The sequence below is a fragment of the Mesorhizobium sp. USDA 3734 genome (assembly GCF_056279665.1).
Map to the genome: position 1 here is coordinate 1,824,909 of NZ_JBWCCW010000001.1, position 21,775 is coordinate 1,846,683.

Sequence of the window (21,775 nt, forward strand, 5' to 3'; positions counted from 1 at the left end):
GTCCAGACGGGAGCCTTGTAACAGGCATGGCCGTTGGCCATGTCCGGCCGGATTAGCACACCGCGCTTGCAACTGAACGAGAGCGGTTGTTAAATTCCTCACATTTCAGGCGACCGACAGGCCCACGCATGACTGCTCGCAAAGCGCAACGGACAGCCCGGCTGATCCATCTTCTGTCGGAACGGCGGGTCATTCATCTCAGCGAAGCGGCAACGCTTCTTGGCGTCTCCGAGATGACGGTGCGGCGTGACATCGCCACCAACCAGGGACAGATCGCCTTCCTCGGCGGGCATATCCTGGCGGCGGCCGAGATCGACACCGACGCGCCTTACGAACTGGCGACCGCGGCCGACAGCCATGCGGCGGCGAAGCGCGAAGCCTGCCTGCACGCGGTGCGCAAGATACGGCCCGACGAGACGATCTTCATCGATTGCGGCACGACACTGATCCATCTGATCGACCTCATTCCCGATAATTACCGAATAACGGCAATATGTTACGCCATGAACGTGGCGGAACGCCTGACCCGCAAGCCCAATGTGACGATCATCATGCTGGGTGGTGTCTATCATCCGGCATCGGCGTCTTTCTCGGGCACGCATGATTTCGACATCTTGAAGAGCGTCGGCATCAACGTCGCCTTCCTGTCGGCCGCCGGTGTCGATGCCAAACGCGGCGCCACCTGCGAGCATTTTCACGAGGCGGTGGTGAAGCAGAAGGTGATGGGCCTGGCGCGCGAGAACTATCTCGTCGTCGACAGCAGCAAGATAGGCAAGCTCAAGCGCGCCTTCTTCTCAGCCATGGACGGCTTCGACGCGGTCATCACCGAACATGGTGAGGTTGGACCGGAGTCGTTTTGATTCCTTTTGGCGATTGGCGGCAGACATCCATCGCTTCGTCATCCACGGGCGGAGCAAGGAGCGTAGCGACGCGGCGCAGACCCGAGGATCCATGCCGCGACCTCCGGGCGCCGCAGCGGTGCAGAACTTCCGCCGTGTTCTTCGATCCATGTCGCGGCATGGATCCTCGGGTCTCCGCGACGGAGCTTCGCTCCTGCTTCGCCCGTGGATGACGAAGTTGGGGAGGCCTCTTCCAAATTCCCTGTGCAGCGCCGATAGCCGCCGGCCTGACTCCGTTTGACATTTCCCCAACGTGATGGAAAAGTCACAAAAAAAGTAAGAGAAGTCTCAAAAGGACTCTCGACAGCCTGGGGTAGGGGACGCGTCAAGGGAAGGAAATGCAGGCGTCATGATCGAACAGAGTTCGATTTCGCCATCGTCCGAGGCCCCCTTGCTGCGCGTCGAGGGCGTCAGGAAGCGGTTCGGCGGCGTCAATGCGCTGCGCGGTGTCAGCCTCGAAATCCAGTCCGGTGAAGTTCATGCCCTGCTTGGCGAAAACGGGGCCGGCAAATCGACATTGATCAAGATCCTGAGCGGCGTGCATGTGCATGATGGCGGCTCGATCGAGATCGACGGCAAACCTGTCTCGTTCGCGTCGCCCGCGCAATCGCGCGACGCCGGCGTGGCGGTGGTCTACCAAGATCTGAGCCTGGTCGAATCGCTTACGGTTGCCGACAATCTGATGCTCGGGCGAGAGCCGAAGACGCGGCTCGGCTTCCTGAAGAAGCGCCAGCTGGTGGCGCAGGCCGAGGCCTTCCTGAAATCGCAGAACATCCCGCTCGATGCGCGCGCCATGGTCGGCTCGCTGCCCTTCGCCTACCGCCAGATGACCGAGATCGCCAAGGCGTTGATGGGTGATGTTCGCCTGCTCATCCTCGACGAGCCGACCTCGGCACTGACCGACGATGAAGAGAAGATCCTGTTCGAGGCGATCCGCGCGGTCGCCGCACGGGGCGTCGGAGTGATCTACGTCACCCATCGCCTCAATGAGGTGTTCCGGATTTCGAACCGGGTGACCGTGTTTCGCGATGGCCAGAACGCCGGAACATTTGTCACGGCGCAAACCAATATGCGGCAGTTGGTCGGCGCGATCGTCGGGCCGGATCACGCTGTTCTGAAGGCGGATGGCGAGGCAGCCGGACAAAGCCTGCCGCGGTCGGCTCCACATGGTTCATCTGAAAAACCCGTGCTCGAATTGACTGATGTCAGCAACGACCGGCTGGACCGGACCGATCTCGCGCTGCGCAGCGGCGAGATCCACGGCCTCGCCGGCTTGATCGGCAGCGGACGCACCGAAATCCTGCAAACGATCTTCGGCCTGCGGCCGGTGCAATCGGGCGAGGCCAGCCTCGACGGCGTTTCGCTGAAGGGCATGGATCCGGCAGCGGCAATACGACAGGGCATTGCGCTGGTGCCGGAGGACCGGCATGTCCAGGGCCTGGTTCTCGAGCATTCGATCGAGCGCAACCTGACCTTGCCCCGGTTGCCCTATTTCTCGCGCCTTGGCTGGCTGCAGCGCCGTTCGGCGAGCGAACACGCCAATGCCGCGATGCGCAGGCTGGCCGTCAAGGCGCCAGGCGCTTTGACCCCTGTGAAGAACCTGTCCGGCGGCAACCAGCAGAAGGTCGTGTTCGGCAAATGGAACGAGCCGCGGCCGCGCGTGCTTTTGCTCGACGAGCCGACGGTTGGTGTCGATGTCGGGGCGCGCGAGGAGATTTACGGCGTCATTCGCGCGGCGGCGGCGGCGGGAAGCGGGGTGCTGTTGGTGTCTTCGGATCTGTCCGAACTGCTCCAGCTCTGCGACCGTATCTCGATCGTCGTCGATGGCCGGATCACCAGGACGATTTCGAGGGCGGAATTCGGCAGCGCCGAGGACCTTCATCACCTCATTCAACTTTCGCAGCCATCGGAAGAGCACGCGGCATGACCGACACAGAAAGCTCGGCAAACGCACCAATGGCAAAGGCTGCCGTCAACCAACCGGGCGGTCGCTCGGCGCTGCGGCATCTGCTTCAGGGTGAGCGTCCCTACATGCTTTACGTCGCCTTCGCCGTCATGCTTGTTGTCTTCAGCCTGGCGTCGCCCTGGTTCCTGTCGATCGACAATTTTCTCAACATCGGCCGGCAGACGACGCTGGTCTCGATCATTGCCGTCGGCATGACCTTTGTCATCATCTCCAGGCAGATCGACCTGTCCGTCGCCTCGACGCTCGCGCTTTCGGGCATGAGCGCGTCGCTGGCCATGGCGTTCGTCGCCAACAACTGGGTCGTCGGCGCGCTGGCGGGGCTGGGCACCGGGGCGCTGATCGGGCTGATCAACGGGGTGCTGACCACCCGCCTAGAGATCCCGTCCTTCCTGGTGACGCTGGGCACGCTGAGCGGTGCGCGCGGCCTGGCGCTGATGGTCACCAACACCAAGCCGGTCATCATCACCAACGAGTATTATTTCGCCATCTTCGGCGAGGGCTCCGTGCTTGGCATCCCGGCGCCGATCCTGTGGACGCTTGGCGTGACCATCGCCGGCATCTTGCTGCTGCATTACAGCGTCTACGGGCGGCGGGTTTATGCGGCGGGCGGCAATCCGACGGCGGCCCTCTATTCCGGTGTCCACATCAAGCAGGTCACCACGCTGGCCTTCGTGCTGACCGGGACGCTCGCCGGGCTGGCGTCGCTGATCCTGTCGGCGCGTTCGCATGCGGCGCGGCCCGACGTAGTGCAAGGCATGGAGCTCGACGTCATCGCCTCGGTGATCCTCGGCGGCTGCAGCCTGTTCGGCGGCCGCGGCTTCGTGCTCGGCACGCTGCTCGGCAGCCTGATCATCGGCACGCTCAACAACGGGCTGGTGCTGCTCGGCGTCAGCTCGTCGCTGCAACTCGTCATCAAGGGAGCAATCATCGTCGCCGCGGTCGCCTTCACGAGGAGGTAAGGCGCGCATCTCGCGGACATCTGCAGAAGAACGCCGGCTCCAAACGGCAAATAGAACGTCAACGATCAACGGAGGAAAGTCATGAAACAACAGGCAAGAATCCTATTCGGCACATTGAGCCTCGCCGCCAGTGCCTTCGCGCTGTCGACGTCCATGGGCCTGGCGCAAACGCCCGACAGCTGCGTTACCGGCGTCGACCTGGCGACGCTCGGCCCCAAGGGCATTGTCGGGCAGGGCCCGCATGGCGAAAAGGCAGCCTCGCCCGACGAGCTGAAATTGACCGACGACGAGGCCGCCAAGGTCAAGGCCGGCAAGTTCAAGGTCGGCATTTCCATGCAGACGGTGAACCTCGACTGGTCGCAGCTGCAAGTGGCGGGCATCAGCGAAACGCTGGCCAAATATGGCGTGACCGTCACTGGCGTGGCCTCGGCCGAATATCAGGTCGACAAGCAGATCGCCGATATCGAGAACACCATCCAGCAGCACCCGGACGGCATCATTTCCATCCCGGTCGACTTCACCGCGACGGCGCCGACCTACAAGAAGGTGGGCGAGGCTGGCATCAAGCTGGTGTTCATGGACAGCATCCCGGTCGGCCTTGAATCTCCAAAGGACTTTGCCTCGATGATCTCGGCAGACAGCCAGGGCAATGGCCAGATCGCGGCAACGATCCTGGCGTCCTGCATGCCCAAGGGCGGCACGATCGGCCTGGTGAATTTCGGCGTCGACTATTTCAGCACCAACGAGCGCACCAAGGGCGTCAGCGAGTGGATGAAGAAGAACCGGCCCGACATCGTCATGAAGCAGGTCGACTTCACCGATCCCTCGAAAGTGTCGCAGATTGCCGGCGACTTCCTCACCGGCAATCCCGATGTGAAGGGCCTGTTTGCGGTCTGGGACCAGCCGGCGCTCGACACGCTGTCATCGATGCGCGCGCAGGGCATCGACATTCCGATCACCACGGTCGATCTCGGCCTGCAGTCGGCGATCGAGATCGCCAAGGGCGGCCCGCTCAAGGCAACCGGTTCGCAGCGCCCGTATGACCAGGGCGTCGCCGAGGCGATGGCCATGATGAAGGCGCTGATCGGGCAACCGACGCCCGCCTGGGTCGGCGTGCAGTCGCTGCCGGTGGTGCAGTCCAACGTGCTGGAATCCTACAAGACCGTCTTCCACAAGGATCCGCCGGCCGAACTGGTCGACGCCTGCAACAGCGCCAAGCCGAAGTGCAACTGAGGTCATGAGACAGCCATGGGCATGGGGTTGCCCCTGTGCCCATGGCTGGTTTTGCCGGGATGAGGCCATTCATGGCGATCACGCGATATGCTAGGCGTGACGACTTGATTTGCCTGTCGTCCATGATCCCGGGGGCATCCGATGTATGTAGGCCGTTCCTACAAAGTAGTCGATTTCGCGCTCTGGTCGCGGCGCAGCGTCATCTACATGGTGGTGGTGAGCGGACTGGCTGTAGCGGCCTACCGTCTACCGGGGATTGCCGGGTTCTCGGTGCCATGGTCGGTTGTGCTCGTGCTTGGCACGACGGTGTCGCTGGTCGCCGGCTTCAAGAATTCGCAGGTGTTCACCCGCAGCAGTGACGCGCTGCAGGCCTTTACGCAGATCACGGCGAGCAGCCGGCTGTGGTCCAATTTCTGCAGGGACTTCATCGATGCGCCGACGGCCCGACAGCTCATCTACCGCCATATCGCCTGGATGACGGCGTTGCGCTTTTCGCTGCGGCGGCCGATGCCTTGGGAATCCATGGGGAAGGCGGCCAATATCGAGTATATGCGGCGCTACCGCATCCGGGAGGACAAGGGCTCGCTCGCCGAGGAATTGCCGCCGCTGCTGGCGGAACAGGCCGACAAGGTGCTGAAATCGCCGCAGCCGGCGTTGGCCCTGCTCGAAATGCAATCGGTCCAGGTCAACGCGCTGTTCAAGGACGCCAAGATTCCTCCGCAGATCTATGGCGAGCTGACCAAGCTGATCCGCGATTTCCATGACCAGCAGGCGCGCTGCGATCGCGTCAAGAACAATCCCTATCCCCGGCAATACGCCATCGTCAGCTCCATGTTCGTCATGATCTTCTGCACCCTTTTGCCATTCGGAGTGGTTCCGGTGTTTGCCGACATGGGCAAACTGGGCGGCGCGCTCGGCCCGGTGGCGATCTGGCTGACGATCCCGTTCAGCACGCTGCTGGGCTGGGCCTACATGTCCCTCGACCAGGTCGGCGAGAGCAGCGCCAACCCCTTTGAAGGCAACGCCAACGATGTTCCGATCTCGCAGATCTGCCGCGACATCGAGATCGAGCTGCGCAGCGGGCTTGGCGAGGCTGACCTGCCCAAGCCGTTGCTGCCGGTCAATGACATCGCGACCTAGGGTGTGTTGATATTCAGGTGATGCCGGCCTGCAAACGGAGGCTTCCTGCGCTTCCCCGTTCTACCGCGTCGCGGTAGAACTGAGCTCACGTACCCAAAAGTACGCTCCGCTCCGGTTCTCGGAATCCACCGTTTTCGCCTCGGCCTGACCTGAATCTCAATACACCCTGGAGCGGTTCATCGTTTCACGGAAAACGCAGAACCGCTCGCGCCCGGCCGGCGACATGCACAAAATCTCGGTGCGCATGTCACACCAGCGGATCCTGCCTCGTCATGATGTCGGCACCAACAGAAGGAAGCCAATCATGACTGCAAAACTTGATCTCTTCGCCGCTGCCCCTTCGCTGATGAAGGAATGGCAGCGCGCATCCTTTGCGATTTCCTCCAGCCTCGAGCCGAGCCTGGCCGAGCTTGTGAAGATACGGGCCTCGCAGATCAACGGCTGCGCCAACTGCCTCAACATGCATACGGTGTTTGCGCGCGAGGACGGAGAAACCGAGCAGCGCCTCTATTTGTTGTCGGCGTGGCGCGAGGCGCCTTGCTACACCGATCGCGAGCGCGCCGCGCTTGGCTGGACCGAGGCGCTGACGCGGATCAGCGAGGGACATACGCACGAAAGTGCCTATGATGCCCTGAAGGCCGAGTTCACGCCGGAGGAACAGGTGAAGCTCACCTTGATGATCAATGTCATCAATGGCTACAACCGCCTTGCGGTCGGTTTCGGCGGTTGGGCCGATCCGGCGGCGATCAGGTCCGCCGCCAAGGCGGCCGCTGCCTGATGACGAACGCGGGGCCCGAGGATAGAGCGCCGGATTTCGGCGTGCTCGGTCCAAAGCTCAGGCGCGTCGCCTATCGCATGCTTGGCTCGGTGGCGGACGCCGAGGATATTGTGCACGAGGCCTTCATCCGCTGGATGAAGGCCGACCGCAGCGATGTGCGCGAGCCCGAGGCCTTCCTGCGCCGCACGGTCACGCGGCTCTGTCTCGACCAGCTCAAATCCGCGCGCCGCCGGCGTGAGAGCTATATCGGCCCCTGGCTTCCCGATCCGCTTGTGGAAGAGGACGACGAGGAAGATGTCACCCTGCCGCTGATGCTGGTGCTGGAGCGTCTTTCCCCGCTCGAGCGGGCAGCGTTCCTGCTGCACGATGTGTTCGGGCTGGGATACGAGGAGGTCGCCGCCGCCATCCAGCGCGAACCCGCCGCCTGCCGTCAGCTCGCTGCCCGCGCGCGCACCCATGTCCGTGAAGCGCGCCCGCGTTTCAAGGTGGAAAAGCAACGCGGCCTGGCGTTGGCCGAGGCGTTTTTCGCCGCCTCGCGCAACGGCGACATGAGGGCGCTTGGGACGATGTTGACGACCGATGTCAGCGCCCATGCCGACGGCGGCGGCAAGCGTCCGGCCGCCATGGATGTGGTCCTGGGCTTCGATGCCGTCATGCAGCAATATGAGCGTGTGGTTGCCTGGCTCCAGGAGAACCGCTCGACCCTTGTTCGCATCGGTTTCGTCAACGGATTGCCCGGCTTCGTCACGCTGGAAGCCGATGGCGAACTGCAGACGACCGCGCTCGACATCGAGGACGGAAAGATCGCGGCCATCTATGTGATGCGCAATCCCGACAAGCTCAGGCACCTGCATTGAAACCTGTCGCCCGAAAAGCGGGCGGTTACCCCTTTGCTTCGACCAGGATCACCAGCGACTCCGGCACCACGCCGTCATAGGCCATCGCGTCGGCCGCCGCCTTGCTCTGCATCATTGCCGCTAGTGCATCCATGTCGGGAACGTCCATCATCAGGGCAACCTGTTTGGGGTTTTGCGGATCGACAAAGGTGCGTATGTTGGTGATCCCGAGCGAGCCGAAAAGCTCCTTGCGCTTGGGTGAATTGAGCCAGTGCTTGCTGTCTTTGGTGATGTTGTGATGGCCGATAACGGTTGGCATGGCGTCCTCCCTGGTTCTGCGCAATTCCCAAGGGAAAGCGCTATGCGCTTTTCCCGGGAAAACCGTTTCACGCCTTTCCCGGAATTGCTGAGGTGACGCCGGCGGCCGACATCGCCCGCCTGATGCTGTCCACCTGTGCCAGGCAGTGAGCGCCGTTTCTTTCGGACTGTCAATTAGCTGCTGCTGATGGACGCTGGGTGGTTTGTGGGACTGCTGGCGCCTGGGGCGCGCTCAGACTTCGAGGCAAACCTTGCCGAAATGCTTCTGGGATTCGTAGTGCGCGAATGCGGTGGCGATGTCCTGCAGCGGGAAATGGCGGTCGACCACTGGCTTCAGGCGGTTGATCTCTATCGCCCGGATCATGTTCTCCTGGTCGGCCCGGCTGCCGATGGGAATCCCGCTGATCCGGATCTGATTCGAAAACACCTGTCGGCGTGCTGCAAAGGCGGGCAGGGTGGCAACCTATTGCCGGGCCTGCCGGCCGGAGATCACCCGCAGCCAGGGCGCGAGATGGAAGGCGCTCATCAGAAGATACATCGCCGGCATTCCGGTGAATGGCGAGGCATTCTCCCCCATGCACAGCATGGCCGCATCGCCACTGAAGACACAACTGAGCAGCGCCATCAAGGCGAAGGTGGGGGCCGCGGCTAGGCACAGCCAATCGGCGATGCCGAGGGTGAACGCATTGGTGCTTTCGGGGATCGCTCCGCTGGTGGCTGTATGGATATCGAGCATGGTCTTTTCCTTGATGGTTGTGCTGTGCGGAGGTCAGGGGGACTGCGCTACGAGCCCCCACTCCGGCCGCCACGCGGCCACCTCTCCCCCGCCAAAGGCGGGGGCGAGGAACCCAAGCTGGATAGGCCTTACTGGTCCTTGTCGCGGAACGCCGCTTCTCCGGCAGCAGACACTTTTTCCCATGTCTTGTCGGCCCCGGCGTCGTAGTTGTCGTGCCAGTTCCACCAGCTGTAGAGCGGGGTCTGCGGATAGCCTTCGGGCGAGTCCTCCCAGATCTCCTGGCGGCCGAGCGGCGTCGCGTCGAGATAGCTCCAGACGGTGCCCATCGCCTCGTCGCCGCGGCTGTTGATGAAATAGGTGCGGAAGATGCGGTCGCCGTCGCGGATGAAGACGTTGTGGCCGTGCCATTCGTCGACGCCGAAGTCTTTGTCGAAACTGTCGGTGATGGTGTACCAGGGCATCTCCCAGCCCATCCGATGCTTCAGCCGCGCAATGTCGGCCTGCGGGGCGCGCGAGGCGTAGGCAAGCGTGGTGTTGCGGGCGTTGAGATGGGCGAGGTGGCCGACCTGGTCGGCGCCGAGCGAACAGCCGCGGCAGGCATGCTCGGGCCAGCCGAACACGCCGGGTTCGAAGAAGGCGCGGTAGACGATCAGCTGGCGTCGGCCCTCGAACAGGTCGAGCAGGCTCGCCTTGCCATTCGGCCCCTCGAACACATAGGCCTTGTCGACTTCCATCCACGGCATGCGCCGGCGCTCGGCGGCCAATGCGTCCTTGGCGCGCAGCGTTGCCTTCTCCTTCACCAGCATCTGTTCGCGAGCGGCTTCCCAGTCCTGCCTTGAAACGATCGGCGGGGTCTTCATTGCGGTGTGCTTGGTCATTGGTCGTCTCCTCGTCAGTTTGCCGCCGCACTGTCGCAACGTGTTGCTGCTTGCTGGTCGTGAGCTAGGGTAGGGCGGTCGGGCGCGGCGGTGGGAGTTACGGATGCGACGGGATTTGAATCGTCCGGCCCACCGCAGCAGGGATGGCGAATTCGTCCGGCGTGCCTGGCCGTGTCGATTGTGGCGTCGAGGGGTAGATCGTCTGAACTGGGCATCTACTTCTCCGTTGGCGTGCCGTCGGTTGCCGGCACGGCTTGCTGGTTGACGGTGCTGACTTAAGTTAGGGCGGTGAAGCGCGGGGGTGGGAGTTACAAGTGTGACGGGATTTGAATGGACTCGCTGATCACCGCGGCGGCACTGGCGCTGGCCGGGGGCGATCCGCTTGGCGCGCTGGATCGCGTCGCCTTGCGCGAAGACGCGCCGGCGCTGGCGCTGCGCGGCATTGCGATGGCGCAACTCGGCGATCTCGATCGCGCCAAGGCGCTGCTGCGGCGGGCCGCGCGCGGTTTCGGCCCGAAAGAGGCGGTGGCGCGCGCCAGATGCGTTGTCGCCGAGGCCGAGATCGCGCTGGTCTCGCGGGATCTTGGCTGGCCCGCCAAGGCGCTTGATGCGGCGCGCGCCACTCTGGAAAAGCACGGCGACCGGCTGAACGCCGCGCATGCCGGCCATCTCAAGGTGCGGCGCCTGTTGCTGATCGGCCGTCTCGACGAGGCCGAAGACGTGCTGGCCGCGCTCGACCCGGCACCGCTTCCGCCGGCCTCGCGCGCCGCGCACGAGCTCGCGGTCGCCGGCATCGCCATGCGCCGCCTGAAGACGAAGCCGGCGCGCCAGGCGTTGGAGTGGGCCCGCCACGCCGCCCGCCGGGCCGGCATTGCGGGCCTCATCGCGGAGGTCGACAGCGCATTCCTGGCGCTGGACACGCCAGCCGCGCGGCTGATCGCGGCTGGCGAGCAGCGCCCCGTGCTGCTCGAGGAGGTCGAGGCGCTGCAGGCGTCGCCGGCACTGGTCGTCGACAGCTTCCGTTATATCGTGCGCCGGCAGGAAATCATGGTCTCGCTGGCAACGCGCCCGGTGCTGTTTGCGCTGGCACGCGCGCTCGCCGAAGCATGGCCAGGCGATGTGTCGAGGGCAAGGCTCATCGCTGAGGCCTTCGGCGGCAGGCACGCCGATGAATCGCATCGGGCAAGGCTCAGGGTCGAGATCGGCCGGCTGCGCGCCGAATTGCGGGGGCTGGCCAACATCGGCGCGACCAGCCGAGGCTTCGCGCTGGCGCCGCACGACGCACGCGAGGTGGTGGTGCTGGCGCGGCCGATCGAGGAGCGGCACGCCGCGGTGCTGGCTTTCCTTGCCGATGGTGAATCCTGGGCGACTTCCGCGCTGGCGCTGGCGCTTGGCACCGGCCAGCGCAGCGTGCAGCGGGCGCTGGAGCAGCTTGGCGAGGCCGGCAAGGTGCAGTTTTTCGGGCACGGCCGGGCGCGCCGCTGGATGACGCCGCCGGTGGCGGGATTCACGACGACCTTGTTACTCCCGGCACCGCTGCCGAGTGGTTAGTAAGGGACATCGGACCATCTCAGTGAGGATCAAGACATGAAACAATCAGCCGCCAAAATCCTGCGCGAGTACGGACCCTTTCCCGATGTGGAGAGGGTGCATGGGGTGAGCTTTGACGGCAACAATGTCTGGTTTGCCTCGGGTGAGAAGCTGAACGCCTTCGATCCGGAAAACGGGCAGGCGCTGCGCTCGATCGATGTCGCGGCGCATGCCGGCACCGCCTGGGACGGGCAGCATTTCTTCCAGCTTGCCAACGACCTGATACAGAAGATCGACCCTGATACCGGCGAGGTGCTGGCGACCATTCCGGCGCCCGGCGGCGGCGGTGATTCCGGGCTCACCTGGGCCGAGGGGACGCTCTGGGTGGGGCAATATCGCGAGCGCAAGATCCACCAGATCGATCCGAAGACAGGGGCAATCCTGCGCACCATCGAATCCAACCGTTTCGTCACCGGGGTGACATGGGTCGACGGCGAGCTGTGGCACGCGACCTGGGAAGGCGACCAGAGCGATCTACGCCGCGTCGACCCGCAATCAGGCAAGGTTCTGGAGAAGCTCGACATGCCGGCCGGCATGGGCGTGTCGGGACTTGAATCCGATGGCGGCGACCGCCTCTACTGCGGCAGCACATCCGCCGGGGTGGTGCGGGCGGTGCGCCGGCCGCGGTGAGGCTGACGCCGAGGTCACATGCAGGCGAACTTCGACAATTTGTCGCTGTCGGCTGGCCGTCGCCCCCTGTCGAACCTAGATAGGCTGTGCACCGGGCGGACCGCCTGGACCAGCCTTGCAAAGGACCTCGCCATGCCCGAACAGCCCACCATGCCTGCACAGATTGCGTTGAACGACGGCTCCGCCATTCCCCAGCTCGGCCTTGGCGTGTGGCAGGTCGACCAGGATATCACCGCTGAAGTGGTGGGTTGGGGCATCGAGGCCGGCTATCGCCTGATCGACACCGCCGAAGGCTACCAGAACGAGGAGGGGGTCGGAGAGGCGATCCGCAGCGCCGGCGTGCCGCGCGGCGAGCTGTTCATCACGTCCAAACTGCGCAACGGCGCGCACCAGCGCGACGCGGCGCTACGCGCCTTCGACGAGACGATGGGCAAGCTCGGCATCGAGCAGCTCGACCTGTTCCTGATCCACTGGCCGGTGCCCAGCCAGGACAAATATGTCGAGGCCTGGAAGACGCTGGTCGAGCTCAGGCAAGGCGGCCGTATCAAGTCGATCGGCGTTTCGAATTTCAACCAGGACCATCTGGAGCGGATCATCGGCGAGACCGGCGTGACACCCGTCGTCAACCAGATCGAGCTGCATCCTCGCTTCCAGCAGCGCGACCTCAGGGACTTTCATGCCGCCCACGACATCCACATCGAAAGCTGGAGCCCGCTGGGCAGCGGCCGGCTGCTCAGTGATCCGACCCTCGAAGGCATTGCCAAAAAGCATGGCAAGTCGGTGGCGCAGACGATCATCCGCTGGCATCTGCAGGAGGGGCTGATCGTCATTCCAAAATCGATCCGCAGGGATCGCATCGCCGCCAATTTCGATGTCTTCGATTTCGAGCTCGATGCGCAGGACCTGCAGACGATCCGCGGCATGGACTCGCCCGACGGCCGCACCGGGCCGAATCCCGCCACGGCCGCGTTCCTGTTCTGAAGGGAACCGAGCCTAAAGCTGCCAATCTCCACCACTTGGGGGGAGATTGGCTACCTTCGATCATCTCCGCCTAAATCCCCGAGCCGTCCAGCTGCTGGGCGTCTTCGCCTTCCCAGGGCGCCGGCATGGAGGCGCGGCTGAGATTGGCCGTCGGCAGCGGCATCCAGCATTTCAGTTCCGGGTCGGCATATTCGATGACGCGCCCGGGCGAGGAGTCCGACGCGCGCCAGCCTTCCGAGGCGAACTGGTCGGCGCGCGACCAATAGGCGAGGTCGACTTCCGCCGGCCCCTGTTCGGACGGGCGCACCGTGACCAGGATGCGGCTGCCATCCCTCGGCGCCGTCGACATGTGGCGCCACCGTTCGGGCTCGTCCATCGCAATTCCTCCTCGCACCTGTTCGTCGGGTGGAGTGTCGCCTTGCGGTCCGAAGGGGTCAACCCAAAGTTTGCGCCGCTGGGCGGCTCTGAACGACGCCAGAACTTGGCGGGATCAGGCGACGTTGGCGACCGACATATACTTGGAGAGGGAACTTGAAACGTCGGTCGCCAAGGGGGCGGGGTTGGGACGCATCACGTTGGGGACGCAATGCAAGGTCAGGCTAGGCGCCTGCCGGGCGTCTGCAATCGGAACATTGGCCTATGGTGAACGACTGGTTACTATCCACAGGGGCACCCGACAGACTGCGTCAGGACAGCTGTGTGCAACACGCCACGACCGGCCATCGGCGCTCGACTGGCTATGCTTCGATTGATAAGCCCGTCTGCGAAAGGAGCGCCTGAGTCGAGATGACCGTTGCGATCGAGATGGGACACACGACCGCAGGCGCCCCGGCGAACCTGGATCTCGAGGAACTGCTGGCGACCCGGCTTTTGGTGCAGGGCAATTCGGGCTCCGGCAAGTCGCATCTGTTGCGGCGCCTCCTGGAGCAGAGCGCGCCCTGGGTGCAGCAGACCATCATCGACCCAGAAGGCGACTTCGTGTCGCTGGGCGACCGTTACGGTCATCTGGTGATCGATGCCGAGCAGCATACCGAGCGCGGCCTGCAGGCGGCCGGCGAGCGGGCGCGCATCCATCGCGTCTCCACGGTGCTCAATCTCGAAGGGCTCGACGCCGAGAACCAGATGCGGCGCGCTGCTGCCTTCCTCGGCGGCCTGTTCGAGGTCGCCCGCGACCACTGGTACCCGATGCTGGTGGTGGTGGACGAGGCGCAGCTGTTTGCGCCGGCGGTGGCCGGCGAGGTGTCGGACGAGGCACGAAAGCTCTCGCTCGGCGCCATGACCAATTTGATGTGCCGCGGCCGCAAGCGCGGGCTGGCCGGCATCATCGCCACCCAGCGGCTGGCCAAGCTCGCCAAGAACGTTGCCGCCGAGGCGTCCAATTTCCTCATGGGCCGCACCTTCCTCGATATCGACATGGCGCGCGCCGCCGACCTTCTGGGCATGGAACGACGCCAGGCGGAAGCCTTTCGCGATCTGGAGCGCGGGCAGTTCATGGCGCTTGGCCCGGCGCTGTCGCGCCGACCGCTGGGCCTGCGCATCGGCCCGACCGACACAAGCCCGCGCAACGGAACACCGCGGCTGATGGCGATGCCGGAAGCGGCGTTGGAGGATGCTCGCGCGATCATCCTGGCGGCGCCACCGCCCGAGACCGTGCGCGCGCCGCGCCGCACGACGTCACCGGACCTGCTCGACCAGCTGATGGCGGCCAAGTCTGCGGCGCTGGAAATCCGCCCCGAGCCGGTGGAGCCGCAAGTCAGCGCCGAGGATCTGGCGGAGCGTCGCGAGCGCGTCGACCGTGTGCTGCGCGCCATCCTGGCGCAGCCCGACGCCGGCTTCCGTGTCATCGGGGTGCTCTATCAGGAATTCGTGGTCCGTTGCCGCATCGAAGGCCTCGCCTCGGTCGTGCCTGATCTGCCGGAGTTCCGCCGCATGCTGACACGCGCCCGCGCCGGCCTCGGCTCCGAGACGACGCAGGATGACGCGTGGCGGGACGTTTCCGTCCGCGCGTCGCTGCTGCCCGATGACATGCAGGGCGTGTTCATGATGATCGCCCGTGCCGCGAAGGAGGGCTGGCCGTGCCCGAGCGACGCCGCTATCGCGCGTGCCTACGGCTCCCACTCGCTGCGCCGCGCCCGGCGCCTCTTGACCTATATCGAGGAGCAGGGCCTCATCGTCTGCCAGCTCGACGGAACAGGCCGGCGCACCGTGACGCTGGTCGAACTGGCCTGGGCGACGGCACCAGGCGATCCAAATGCCGCGGAGGTGGAGCAGGGGACCCTGGCGCTGTGAGGCGGGTGGATGGGGGCAGAAGTCGCCATTCGCCACGGCCTTGTCTCGCCGCCACCCTCGGATCCTGTCGCTGGTTGGATTTTGGTGAGGCGCGGTGCGGCGGCGGGGGCCGGGGAGATTTCATGCCAAGGTGACGGGCGTCACGAGGGGACTTAGCCCGTGAACGCTTCGAATGTATCCTTGGAGGTCAGCATCGCCTGGCCCTTGAACGAGATCGAGAAGTCACCAAGCTGGTACTGGCCCTGGTCATTCTTGACCAGAATGTCGCCATCAACCTTGTTGAAGCCACTCTCGATGCTTTTGACGATCCTGTCGACGTAGCGCAGGTTGCTCTTGACGGAGAGAATATCGTTCTTGGCCACCTGCTGCGCGAGACGTTGGAGCTTCGGGTGGTCGCCGATACTTTGCAGCCGCGCTTCAACGGCCTCGGGGCTGGTGCGCGCTAACGCCGCGTTCAGAACCGGCAATGCCTTCTGCAAGCTGGACACTGCATCGGAAGTCATCTTGCTTGCGTCGGTGTAGCTCAGGCTCTGGTTGCTGATCGCCTTGTTGGTCTGCGCCTGTGGGCTGCGGTCGGCGGCGGCCTCCATCTCGTCCTGGACGGCCCACATATAGTCATGCTCCTCCATTGCCATCACCGTTTCCCGCGTTTCGCCGGCAGGGATGAAATAGCGCGCAACGGTGGAGTCTTCGTGCCGACGGTCTGCCTCGACCATCGAGCTGATGAAGCGCGTATACTCGGCATAGATTTCGCCATAATTGGCTTGTCCGGCGCGCATATAGGGGTCGTCCGCCGTCGTGATGGAGGCCTGTGCCGCACTGGCGGATGAAGTCGCTGGCACGTCCGCCTTGGAGGCCTGGCCAAAGCTGCCGAACAGATCATACTCGGTGGTGTCCTCATTGCCGGCGGCGCCCGGTCGGATGACCGGAGCCTCGGCCCGCAACGCTGTACCAGCTTTGAGGAACGTCGGCTGGCCAGTTCCAGCAAAGCCGCTCCTGGCGGACACCAGCTTCTGTATCGTAACAGTGAGGTCCGAGTTAATCTGCATGGAGGAATCCCTTGAATTTCCCATGCCTTGCATGCGATTTGCAGAATGAAGCAGGGCAGTTAATCAATGGTTCAAGATGAGCGCTGGACAAAAATAGTTAGTCGAGTGCCAACGGCGTTTCCCAATATAATTCAAAAACAACTAATATAGTTGGCAGAATCCGCGAGAGCGGCGAGCTTTCAGAACCCCGATTCATTCCGATGTCCAGCATGAGGAATGCGCCGCAGTGATCGTGGATCTTAGCGCCACCAGCCGCGCGACCTCGCCGGCGAGGTCGATGTCGGCTGCGATCAGATAGGACGCGTTGGCGGAGACGGCATGGAATGCCGCATCCTGATGCGACCCGACGTGCACACACAGAAAGGGCAGGGGCCGATCCATGTGCAAACGGTTGCCGAATTCGCGGGCGGATCGGCTTGCCGTCCCGGAAAAGCGCGTCCAGATCCGCTTCGATCAGCGCCAGTGGAGACGCGGGCTCGACGAGCTTCGGCTTCATCGCAGGGCCCGCAGCGCCTCAACCAGGACGGGCACGGTCGATGCCAGTATGGCGCGCAGCCGCTCGATTGTGCCCCAATCGGGTGCGCCGCTCCATTCGTCCATGAAGATCTTCTTGAACTCGACCGCGATGGCACATCCGGTTTCTGGGAAATTGGCATGGACGAAGCGGGTCTGTTCGCCCTTGCCCTGGAAGGATACGTTCTCGCGCACGTCGATCGGCTCGCCGTTGAGACGCTGGCCGCGAAGCGCTTCAATGAAAGCGTCGACGACCGGCGCCCAGCGCTCGCGGTCCATCGAGAATGTGCCGATATTGATATCGGGCGCGCCATCTTGTGACGCGGGCGCGCCTTGCGGCCCTTCGCGCCGGTGGTTGTAGCTGTGGACGTCGACAAGGACGAACCTGCCGTAGCGTTTTTCGACATCGACGAGGACACGCTTGAGCTCGGCATAGAACGCGTCGTGAAACGCGAGGGACTCGTTCACGATCTCCTGGGCCGGTGGCTCTCGCCACACATTCAGGCCCCAGGATTGCTCCGGCGACAGGTAGATCGCAGCCTCGCGCGCCCGGTTCAGATCGACTTGAAAGCGCGATCGATGAACGATGAGCTGGGTCGGGAAATCGGCGATAAACTGTTCGGTAAAGGGGTCCTCCTCCCGCAGCCGGTCGGCGTTGGAGATGGCCAGGAGCGATTGGCAAACGGGCCCGACATCGCAGCCGCTGTGGATCGCCGTGCCAATGACGGGCGATTGACCGCGCTTGATTGTCCAGCCTGCCGCTGACCCGTTGGAAGTGGTGTTGAAAATGGGCTTGTTCACGATCGACTGAAATGCGCGGAGAGGGCGGACGGTTCCGGTTCGGCACGCAAGCCTAACGTTTTACACCCTTGAGGAAACCGGGAATTTGCTCCAAGCTGGGCTTTCTCAATGACTTCCGGTTTGCACGGCGTACGCCAATTCAGGTTGGGCGCCTGGCTCAATGCCGCGATGCGGAACCGGATGGTCATTATGAGGAGACTGTTTATAACGGTCGCTGAAATCGCGATGATCAAGGGGAGAGACGATGCGCTACATACGTCCGCTTTCAATGGAAGATGCCGTTGGCCAGTTGGCCGGCTCGTCCGGTACATCAGCAATCCTCGCGGGAGGCAGCGACCTCCTGGTGAGGATGAAAGGCGGCTTCATCGAGCCCGACCTGATCGTCGACATCAAGGCGATCGACGGCTTGAGCGAGATCAGGGAAACGGCTGAAGGCTTCAGCATCGGCGCCGCTGTTCCCTGCGCCGTCCTGGGAGAGAGCGCTGCCTTGAAGAAGGCATGGCCTGGCGTCGTCGAGGCGGCCAAGCTGATCGGCTCGAAGCAGGTGCAGGGACGCTGCACCATAACAGGCAATCTCTGCAACGCTTCGCCGGCCGCCGACAGCGTGCCGGCGCTGGTTGCCGCCGGCGCCAGGGCAGTGGTCGTCGGACCGGGGGGCAGGCGCACGATTCCCGTGCAGAGCGTGCCGACCGGGCCGGGCAAGACGTCGCTGGCCAAAGGCGAGATCATCGAGGCGATCCTGCTCGACAAGCGCGCGCCGCGGTCGGGTGATGCGTATCTGCGGTTCATTCCCCGCACGGAGATGGATATCGCGGTGGTCAGCGCCGGCGTGAACCTGACGCTCGATGAGCACGGTGTCGTCAAATCGGCCCGCGTTGCGCTGGGCGCGGTGGCGGCGACGGTGCTTCTGGTCGAAGAGGCCGCGCAGGTGCTCATCGGCTCCAGGCTGGACGAAGCGACGCTGGAGCGGCTCGCCAAGGTCTGCGCGGGGGCCTGTCGTCCCATCGACGACAAGCGCGGCACCGTCGAGTTCAGAAGAAAAGTTGCGGGCGTGCTGGCCAAACGGGCCGCCACGACCGCCTATGCACGTGCAGGAGGCAAATGATGGCTGGTGTAGCAGTTTCAACCACGATCAACGGCGACACTGTCGAGTTCCTGTGCCAGCCTGACGAGACGCTGCTCGATGTCCTGCGCGATCGGCTGGGACTTACGGGCGCCAAGGAAGGCTGCGGCACCGGCGACTGCGGCGCCTGCAGCGTCATCCTCGACGACCGGCTGGTGTGCTCGTGCCTGGTGCTCGGCGCGGAGACCGAAGGGCGGCGCGTCGAGACCATCGAAGGCATGGCGCATGGCGACAGGCTGCATCCGCTGCAGCAGAAGTTCCTCGAGCATGCCGCGCTGCAATGCGGCATCTGCACGCCTGGCTTCCTGATCGCGGCCAAGGACCTTTTGGCCAAGAACCCCGACCCGACCGAGGAAGAAATCCGCTTCGGCCTTGCCGGGAACCTCTGCCGCTGCACCGGCTACGACAAGATCGTGCGCGCCGTCCAGGACGCGGCCATCGTGATGAAGGGAGCCTGAGATGAATTTCGATCCACGTTTTTCCGGACGTAAATTCACATCCGTCGGCACTCGCCCGATCCGTCCCGACGGCATCGACAAGGTGACGGGCCGCGCCCGCTACGGCGCGGACTTCAACATGGCCGGCCAGCTGGTCGGGCGCATTTTGCGCAGCCCGCATGCCCATGCCAGGATCGTCAAGATCGACACGTCGAAGGCGGAAAAGCTCGCCGGCGTCAAGGCGGTGATCACCGCGGCCGACCTGCCGGACCTCACCAATGGCGATGCCGCCATGTACGACGTCCTCGACAACTGCATGGCGCGCACGAAGGCGCTCTATGACGGCCACGCGGTGGCCGCGGTGGCGGCGGTCGACGCCCGCACGGCCAGGCAGGCGCTGAAGCTCATCGAGGTCGAGTACGAACTGCTGCCGCATGTCACCGATGTCGACGAGGCGGCGAAGCATTCGGCGCCCTTGATCAATGATGCCATCTTCACCGAGGGTCTTGAGGAAAAGCCGGTAAAACCCTCCAACGTCACCAAGCGCAGCCAGTTTGGCCATGGTGATGTCCATCAGGGTTTCGGGCACGCCGACTTCATCGTCGAGCGCTCCTTCAAGACCGAGCAGACGCACCAGGGCTATATCGAGCCGCATGCCTGCGTGGCGAATTTCAGCTCCGACGGCACCGCCGACCTCTGGGTATGCACGCAAGGGCATTTCGTCTACCGCCAGCACTGCGCCCAACTGCTTGGCATGGAAGCCTCGAAACTGCGCGTCACCTCGTCGGAGATCGGCGGCGGTTTTGGCGGCAAGACCCATGTCTGGGCCGAGCCGGTGGCGCTGGCGCTGTCGCGCAAGGCTGGACGGCCGGTGAAGCTGGTGATGACCCGCGATGAGGTGTTCCGCGCCTCGGGCCCGACCAGCGCCACCTCGATCGACGTCAAGATCGGCGCCCGCAAGGACGGCACGATCACCGCCGCCGAAGCGACGCTGCGCTACAGCTGCGGCCCGTATGCCGGCTCCTGGGCCGAGATCGGCGCCATGACGGCTTTCGCCTGCTACAAGCTCGATAACGTCAAGACGGTCGGCTACGAAGTGCTGGTCAACCGGCCGAAGACGGCGGCCTACCGCGCGCCCTCCGCGCCGATGGCGGCGTTCGCGGTGGAAAGTGCTGTCGACGAGCTGGCCAAGAAGATCGGCATGGATCCGGTCGACTTCCGCATCAAGAACGCCGCGCAGGAAGGCACAAGGTCCTCCTACGGCCCGGTCTACGGCCCGATCGGAATCGGCCCGACGCTCGAGGCGGTGAAGAGCCATCCGCATATGAAGGCGCCGCTCGGCCCGAACCAGGGCCGCGGCATGGCTTGCGGCTTCTGGTTCAACTTCGGCGGCCAGACCTGCACCGACCTCAACATCGGCATGGACGGCTCGGTCTCGCTTGCCGTCGGCACGGTCGACGTCGGTGGTTCGCGCGCCTCGCTGTCGCTGGTGGCGGCGGAAGAACTCGGTATCGACTACGCCCAGGTCAAGGCGATCGTCGCCGATACGTCCAGCCTCGGCTACAACGACATGACGGACGGCAGCCGCGGCACCTTCTCCTCCTCGATGGCGACGATCTCGGCCGCCCGCAACGCGATCAAGATCCTGCGCGAGCGCGCCGCGCAGATGTGGGACATTGCCGTCGACGACGTGGTCTGGGAAAAGGGCCACGCGATCGCCAAGGGCGAGAAGCACGGCAATCTCGGCAAGCTGTCGCTGAAGGAGATCGCGGTCGAGTCGGGCAAGACCGGCGGGCCGATCGCCGGCCACAGCGAGCTCGTCGCCGATGGCGCCGGCGTCTCCTTCGCCACCCATATCTGCGATATCGAGGTCGATCCCGAGACCGGCGCCACCAGGGTCATCCGCTACACGGTCGTGCAGGATGCCGGCAAGGCGGTGCACCCGACCTATGTCGAGGGACAGTACCAGGGGGGGGCCGCGCAAGGCATCGGCTGGGCGCTCAACGAGGAGTATATCTACGGCAAGGACGGGCGGCTGCAGAACGCGGGCTTTCTCGACTACCGCATCCCGGTCTGCTCGGACCTGCCGATGATCGACACGCAGATCCTCGAGATCCCCAACCCCAACCATCCTTACGGCGTGCGCGGTGTCGGCGAGACGTCGATCGTGCCGCCGCTGGCGGCGATCGCCAATGCGGTGTCGAACGCCGCGGGCGTGCGGATGACGCATATCCCGATGTCGCCGCCGCGCATCCTGGCGGCGATCGAGGCGGAACGGGAATGGTCGAAGTAACGCTCTGGGGCTCGCTCGCCGCGACCGCCGGAGGCAACAGCAAGGTCGAGATCGAGGCCAAGGACATAAGGGAGCTGTTCAGGAAGCTGGCTGAACAGTATCCCGGCCTCGAGCCCTGGATCGACAAAGGCATCGCGGTTGCCATCGACGGGACGATCTATCGGGACACCTGGTCGAAGAAGCTGCCGGAGGGGGCGGAGATTTTTCTACTGCCGAGGCTGGCGGGGGGATAGGCGAGCCATTGACGACGATGTGCTCGATGCGACGGGACAGGCCGGGTCTCGGCAGGCGTGCCGCGAGGCGGTTGGCCCCGCGGCGATGCTGAG

The 21,775-nt window shown here is 64.3% G+C and carries 23 protein-coding genes; 15 read left to right on the forward strand and 8 right to left on the reverse strand.

Annotated features, from left to right (window positions below):
- Positions 1-128: 128 nt before the first annotated feature.
- The 7 genes from ACZ89F_RS08660 to ACZ89F_RS08690 all read left to right on the forward strand — a co-directional run bounded on the left by ACZ89F_RS08660 (position 129) and on the right by ACZ89F_RS08690 (position 7,832).
- Positions 129-860: a DeoR family transcriptional regulator gene (locus ACZ89F_RS08660; RefSeq protein WP_476091307.1), complete on the forward strand. Its 732-nt coding sequence runs from the start codon at positions 129-131 to the stop codon at positions 858-860.
- Between the two features lie 388 nt (positions 861-1,248).
- Positions 1,249-2,826, forward strand: a complete 1,578-nt coding sequence (locus tag ACZ89F_RS08665; RefSeq protein WP_476091308.1) for a sugar ABC transporter ATP-binding protein — start codon at positions 1,249-1,251, stop codon at positions 2,824-2,826.
- Complete coding sequence (locus tag ACZ89F_RS08670) at positions 2,823-3,824, forward strand: ABC transporter permease (RefSeq protein WP_476091309.1); 1,002 nt, start codon at positions 2,823-2,825, stop codon at positions 3,822-3,824. The genes ACZ89F_RS08665 and ACZ89F_RS08670 overlap by 4 nt, the downstream gene beginning before the upstream one ends.
- Positions 3,825-3,905: 81 nt before the next feature.
- Positions 3,906-5,057, forward strand: coding sequence for a substrate-binding domain-containing protein (locus ACZ89F_RS08675; protein ID WP_476091310.1), 1,152 nt, complete (start codon positions 3,906-3,908; stop codon positions 5,055-5,057).
- Positions 5,058-5,198: 141 nt separating this feature from the next.
- Entirely contained in the window at positions 5,199-6,197 is a 999-nt protein-coding gene (locus ACZ89F_RS08680; RefSeq protein ID WP_476091311.1) for a bestrophin family protein, read from the forward strand.
- A gap of 304 nt (positions 6,198-6,501) precedes the next feature.
- Positions 6,502-6,975: a carboxymuconolactone decarboxylase family protein gene (locus ACZ89F_RS08685; protein WP_476091312.1), complete on the forward strand. Its 474-nt coding sequence runs from the start codon at positions 6,502-6,504 to the stop codon at positions 6,973-6,975.
- Positions 6,975-7,832, forward strand: a complete 858-nt coding sequence (locus ACZ89F_RS08690; RefSeq protein ID WP_476091313.1) for a sigma-70 family RNA polymerase sigma factor — start codon at positions 6,975-6,977, stop codon at positions 7,830-7,832. Before ACZ89F_RS08685 ends, ACZ89F_RS08690 begins: the two co-directional genes overlap by 1 nt.
- Before the next feature lie 25 nt (positions 7,833-7,857).
- On the opposite strand, the gene ACZ89F_RS08695 is transcribed toward ACZ89F_RS08690, so the two are convergent.
- The 4 genes from ACZ89F_RS08695 to ACZ89F_RS08710 form a co-directional block, all read right to left on the reverse strand.
- The gene (locus ACZ89F_RS08695) at positions 7,858-8,130 is read right to left on the reverse strand and encodes a hypothetical protein (RefSeq protein WP_476091314.1); all 273 of its coding nucleotides are present in this window, start codon (positions 8,128-8,130) and stop codon (positions 7,858-7,860) included.
- A gap of 231 nt (positions 8,131-8,361) precedes the next feature.
- Positions 8,362-8,556, reverse strand: a complete 195-nt coding sequence (locus ACZ89F_RS08700; protein ID WP_476091315.1) for a zinc-binding dehydrogenase — start codon at positions 8,554-8,556, stop codon at positions 8,362-8,364.
- Between the two features lie 36 nt (positions 8,557-8,592).
- A complete protein-coding gene (locus ACZ89F_RS08705) occupies positions 8,593-8,865 on the reverse strand; it encodes a hypothetical protein (protein ID WP_476091316.1) in 273 nt (90 codons plus the stop codon).
- Positions 8,866-8,993: 128 nt separating this feature from the next.
- A complete protein-coding gene (locus tag ACZ89F_RS08710; RefSeq protein ID WP_476091317.1) occupies positions 8,994-9,743 on the reverse strand; it encodes a DUF899 domain-containing protein in 750 nt (249 codons plus the stop codon).
- A 330-nt stretch (positions 9,744-10,073) separates the two neighbouring features.
- On the opposite strand from ACZ89F_RS08710, the gene ACZ89F_RS08715 reads away from it, so the two are divergent.
- From ACZ89F_RS08715 to ACZ89F_RS08725, 3 genes are all read left to right on the forward strand, one after another.
- Positions 10,074-11,294, forward strand: a complete 1,221-nt coding sequence (locus ACZ89F_RS08715) for a helix-turn-helix domain-containing protein (protein WP_476091318.1) — start codon at positions 10,074-10,076, stop codon at positions 11,292-11,294.
- Positions 11,295-11,330: 36 nt separating this feature from the next.
- A complete protein-coding gene (locus ACZ89F_RS08720) occupies positions 11,331-11,963 on the forward strand; it encodes a Vgb family protein (RefSeq protein ID WP_476091319.1) in 633 nt (210 codons plus the stop codon).
- A 150-nt stretch (positions 11,964-12,113) separates the two neighbouring features.
- A complete protein-coding gene (locus ACZ89F_RS08725; RefSeq protein WP_476097249.1) occupies positions 12,114-12,944 on the forward strand; it encodes an aldo/keto reductase in 831 nt (276 codons plus the stop codon).
- Positions 12,945-13,014: 70 nt separating this feature from the next.
- Here ACZ89F_RS08725 and ACZ89F_RS08730 read toward each other — a convergent pair whose 3' ends face one another.
- The gene (locus ACZ89F_RS08730) at positions 13,015-13,320 is read right to left on the reverse strand and encodes a hypothetical protein (protein WP_476091320.1); all 306 of its coding nucleotides are present in this window, start codon (positions 13,318-13,320) and stop codon (positions 13,015-13,017) included.
- 410 nt (positions 13,321-13,730) lie between these two features.
- On the opposite strand from ACZ89F_RS08730, the gene ACZ89F_RS08735 reads away from it, so the two are divergent.
- A complete protein-coding gene (locus tag ACZ89F_RS08735) occupies positions 13,731-15,233 on the forward strand; it encodes a helicase HerA domain-containing protein (RefSeq protein ID WP_476091321.1) in 1,503 nt (500 codons plus the stop codon).
- A 152-nt stretch (positions 15,234-15,385) separates the two neighbouring features.
- Here the strand turns inward: ACZ89F_RS08735 and ACZ89F_RS08740 are convergent, their stop codons facing one another.
- The 3 genes from ACZ89F_RS08740 to ACZ89F_RS08750 form a co-directional block, all read right to left on the reverse strand.
- Positions 15,386-16,282, reverse strand: coding sequence for a hypothetical protein (locus ACZ89F_RS08740; RefSeq protein ID WP_476091322.1), 897 nt, complete (start codon positions 16,280-16,282; stop codon positions 15,386-15,388).
- A gap of 192 nt (positions 16,283-16,474) precedes the next feature.
- Positions 16,475-16,663, reverse strand: coding sequence for a hypothetical protein (locus tag ACZ89F_RS08745; RefSeq protein WP_476091323.1), 189 nt, complete (start codon positions 16,661-16,663; stop codon positions 16,475-16,477).
- A 111-nt stretch (positions 16,664-16,774) separates the two neighbouring features.
- Positions 16,775-17,599 carry an N-formylglutamate amidohydrolase gene (locus ACZ89F_RS08750; protein ID WP_476097250.1) on the reverse strand — a complete coding sequence of 275 codons (825 nt, stop codon included), beginning with the start codon at positions 17,597-17,599 and terminating at the stop codon, positions 16,775-16,777.
- Between the two features lie 241 nt (positions 17,600-17,840).
- On the opposite strand from ACZ89F_RS08750, the gene ACZ89F_RS08755 reads away from it, so the two are divergent.
- The 4 genes from ACZ89F_RS08755 to ACZ89F_RS08770 are packed head-to-tail and all read left to right on the forward strand — an operon-like array spanning position 17,841 to position 21,682.
- Complete coding sequence (locus tag ACZ89F_RS08755; protein WP_476091324.1) at positions 17,841-18,701, forward strand: FAD binding domain-containing protein; 861 nt, start codon at positions 17,841-17,843, stop codon at positions 18,699-18,701.
- Positions 18,701-19,177 carry a (2Fe-2S)-binding protein gene (locus tag ACZ89F_RS08760; protein WP_183450387.1) on the forward strand — a complete coding sequence of 159 codons (477 nt, stop codon included), beginning with the start codon at positions 18,701-18,703 and terminating at the stop codon, positions 19,175-19,177. Before ACZ89F_RS08755 ends, ACZ89F_RS08760 begins: the two co-directional genes overlap by 1 nt.
- A 1-nt stretch (position 19,178) precedes the next feature.
- Complete coding sequence (locus ACZ89F_RS08765) at positions 19,179-21,449, forward strand: xanthine dehydrogenase family protein molybdopterin-binding subunit (RefSeq protein ID WP_476091325.1); 2,271 nt, start codon at positions 19,179-19,181, stop codon at positions 21,447-21,449.
- Positions 21,437-21,682 (forward strand): MoaD/ThiS family protein, encoded by a 246-nt coding sequence (locus ACZ89F_RS08770; RefSeq protein ID WP_027035223.1) that lies wholly within the window; start codon positions 21,437-21,439, stop codon positions 21,680-21,682. Before ACZ89F_RS08765 ends, ACZ89F_RS08770 begins: the two co-directional genes overlap by 13 nt.
- Positions 21,683-21,775: the final 93 nt, after the last annotated feature.

Coding starts and splice junctions, on each gene's coding strand:
- ACZ89F_RS08660 (WP_476091307.1), top strand. CDS start 129: ATGACTGCTCGCAAAGCGCAACGGACAGCCCGGCTGATCCATCTTCTG.
- ACZ89F_RS08665 (WP_476091308.1), top strand. CDS start 1,249: ATGATCGAACAGAGTTCGATTTCGCCATCGTCCGAGGCCCCCTTGCTG.
- ACZ89F_RS08670 (WP_476091309.1), top strand. CDS start 2,823: ATGACCGACACAGAAAGCTCGGCAAACGCACCAATGGCAAAGGCTGCC.
- ACZ89F_RS08675 (WP_476091310.1), top strand. CDS start 3,906: ATGAAACAACAGGCAAGAATCCTATTCGGCACATTGAGCCTCGCCGCC.
- ACZ89F_RS08680 (WP_476091311.1), top strand. CDS start 5,199: ATGTATGTAGGCCGTTCCTACAAAGTAGTCGATTTCGCGCTCTGGTCG.
- ACZ89F_RS08685 (WP_476091312.1), top strand. CDS start 6,502: ATGACTGCAAAACTTGATCTCTTCGCCGCTGCCCCTTCGCTGATGAAG.
- ACZ89F_RS08690 (WP_476091313.1), top strand. CDS start 6,975: ATGACGAACGCGGGGCCCGAGGATAGAGCGCCGGATTTCGGCGTGCTC.
- ACZ89F_RS08695 (WP_476091314.1), bottom strand. CDS start 8,130: ATGCCAACCGTTATCGGCCATCACAACATCACCAAAGACAGCAAGCAC.
- ACZ89F_RS08705 (WP_476091316.1), bottom strand. CDS start 8,865: ATGCTCGATATCCATACAGCCACCAGCGGAGCGATCCCCGAAAGCACC.
- ACZ89F_RS08710 (WP_476091317.1), bottom strand. CDS start 9,743: ATGACCAAGCACACCGCAATGAAGACCCCGCCGATCGTTTCAAGGCAG.
- ACZ89F_RS08715 (WP_476091318.1), top strand. CDS start 10,074: ATGGACTCGCTGATCACCGCGGCGGCACTGGCGCTGGCCGGGGGCGAT.
- ACZ89F_RS08720 (WP_476091319.1), top strand. CDS start 11,331: ATGAAACAATCAGCCGCCAAAATCCTGCGCGAGTACGGACCCTTTCCC.
- ACZ89F_RS08725 (WP_476097249.1), top strand. CDS start 12,114: ATGCCTGCACAGATTGCGTTGAACGACGGCTCCGCCATTCCCCAGCTC.
- ACZ89F_RS08730 (WP_476091320.1), bottom strand. CDS start 13,320: ATGGACGAGCCCGAACGGTGGCGCCACATGTCGACGGCGCCGAGGGAT.
- ACZ89F_RS08735 (WP_476091321.1), top strand. CDS start 13,731: ATGACCGTTGCGATCGAGATGGGACACACGACCGCAGGCGCCCCGGCG.
- ACZ89F_RS08740 (WP_476091322.1), bottom strand. CDS start 16,282: ATGCAGATTAACTCGGACCTCACTGTTACGATACAGAAGCTGGTGTCC.
- ACZ89F_RS08745 (WP_476091323.1), bottom strand. CDS start 16,663: ATGGATCGGCCCCTGCCCTTTCTGTGTGTGCACGTCGGGTCGCATCAG.
- ACZ89F_RS08755 (WP_476091324.1), top strand. CDS start 17,841: ATGCGCTACATACGTCCGCTTTCAATGGAAGATGCCGTTGGCCAGTTG.
- ACZ89F_RS08760 (WP_183450387.1), top strand. CDS start 18,701: ATGGCTGGTGTAGCAGTTTCAACCACGATCAACGGCGACACTGTCGAG.
- ACZ89F_RS08765 (WP_476091325.1), top strand. CDS start 19,179: ATGAATTTCGATCCACGTTTTTCCGGACGTAAATTCACATCCGTCGGC.
- ACZ89F_RS08770 (WP_027035223.1), top strand. CDS start 21,437: ATGGTCGAAGTAACGCTCTGGGGCTCGCTCGCCGCGACCGCCGGAGGC.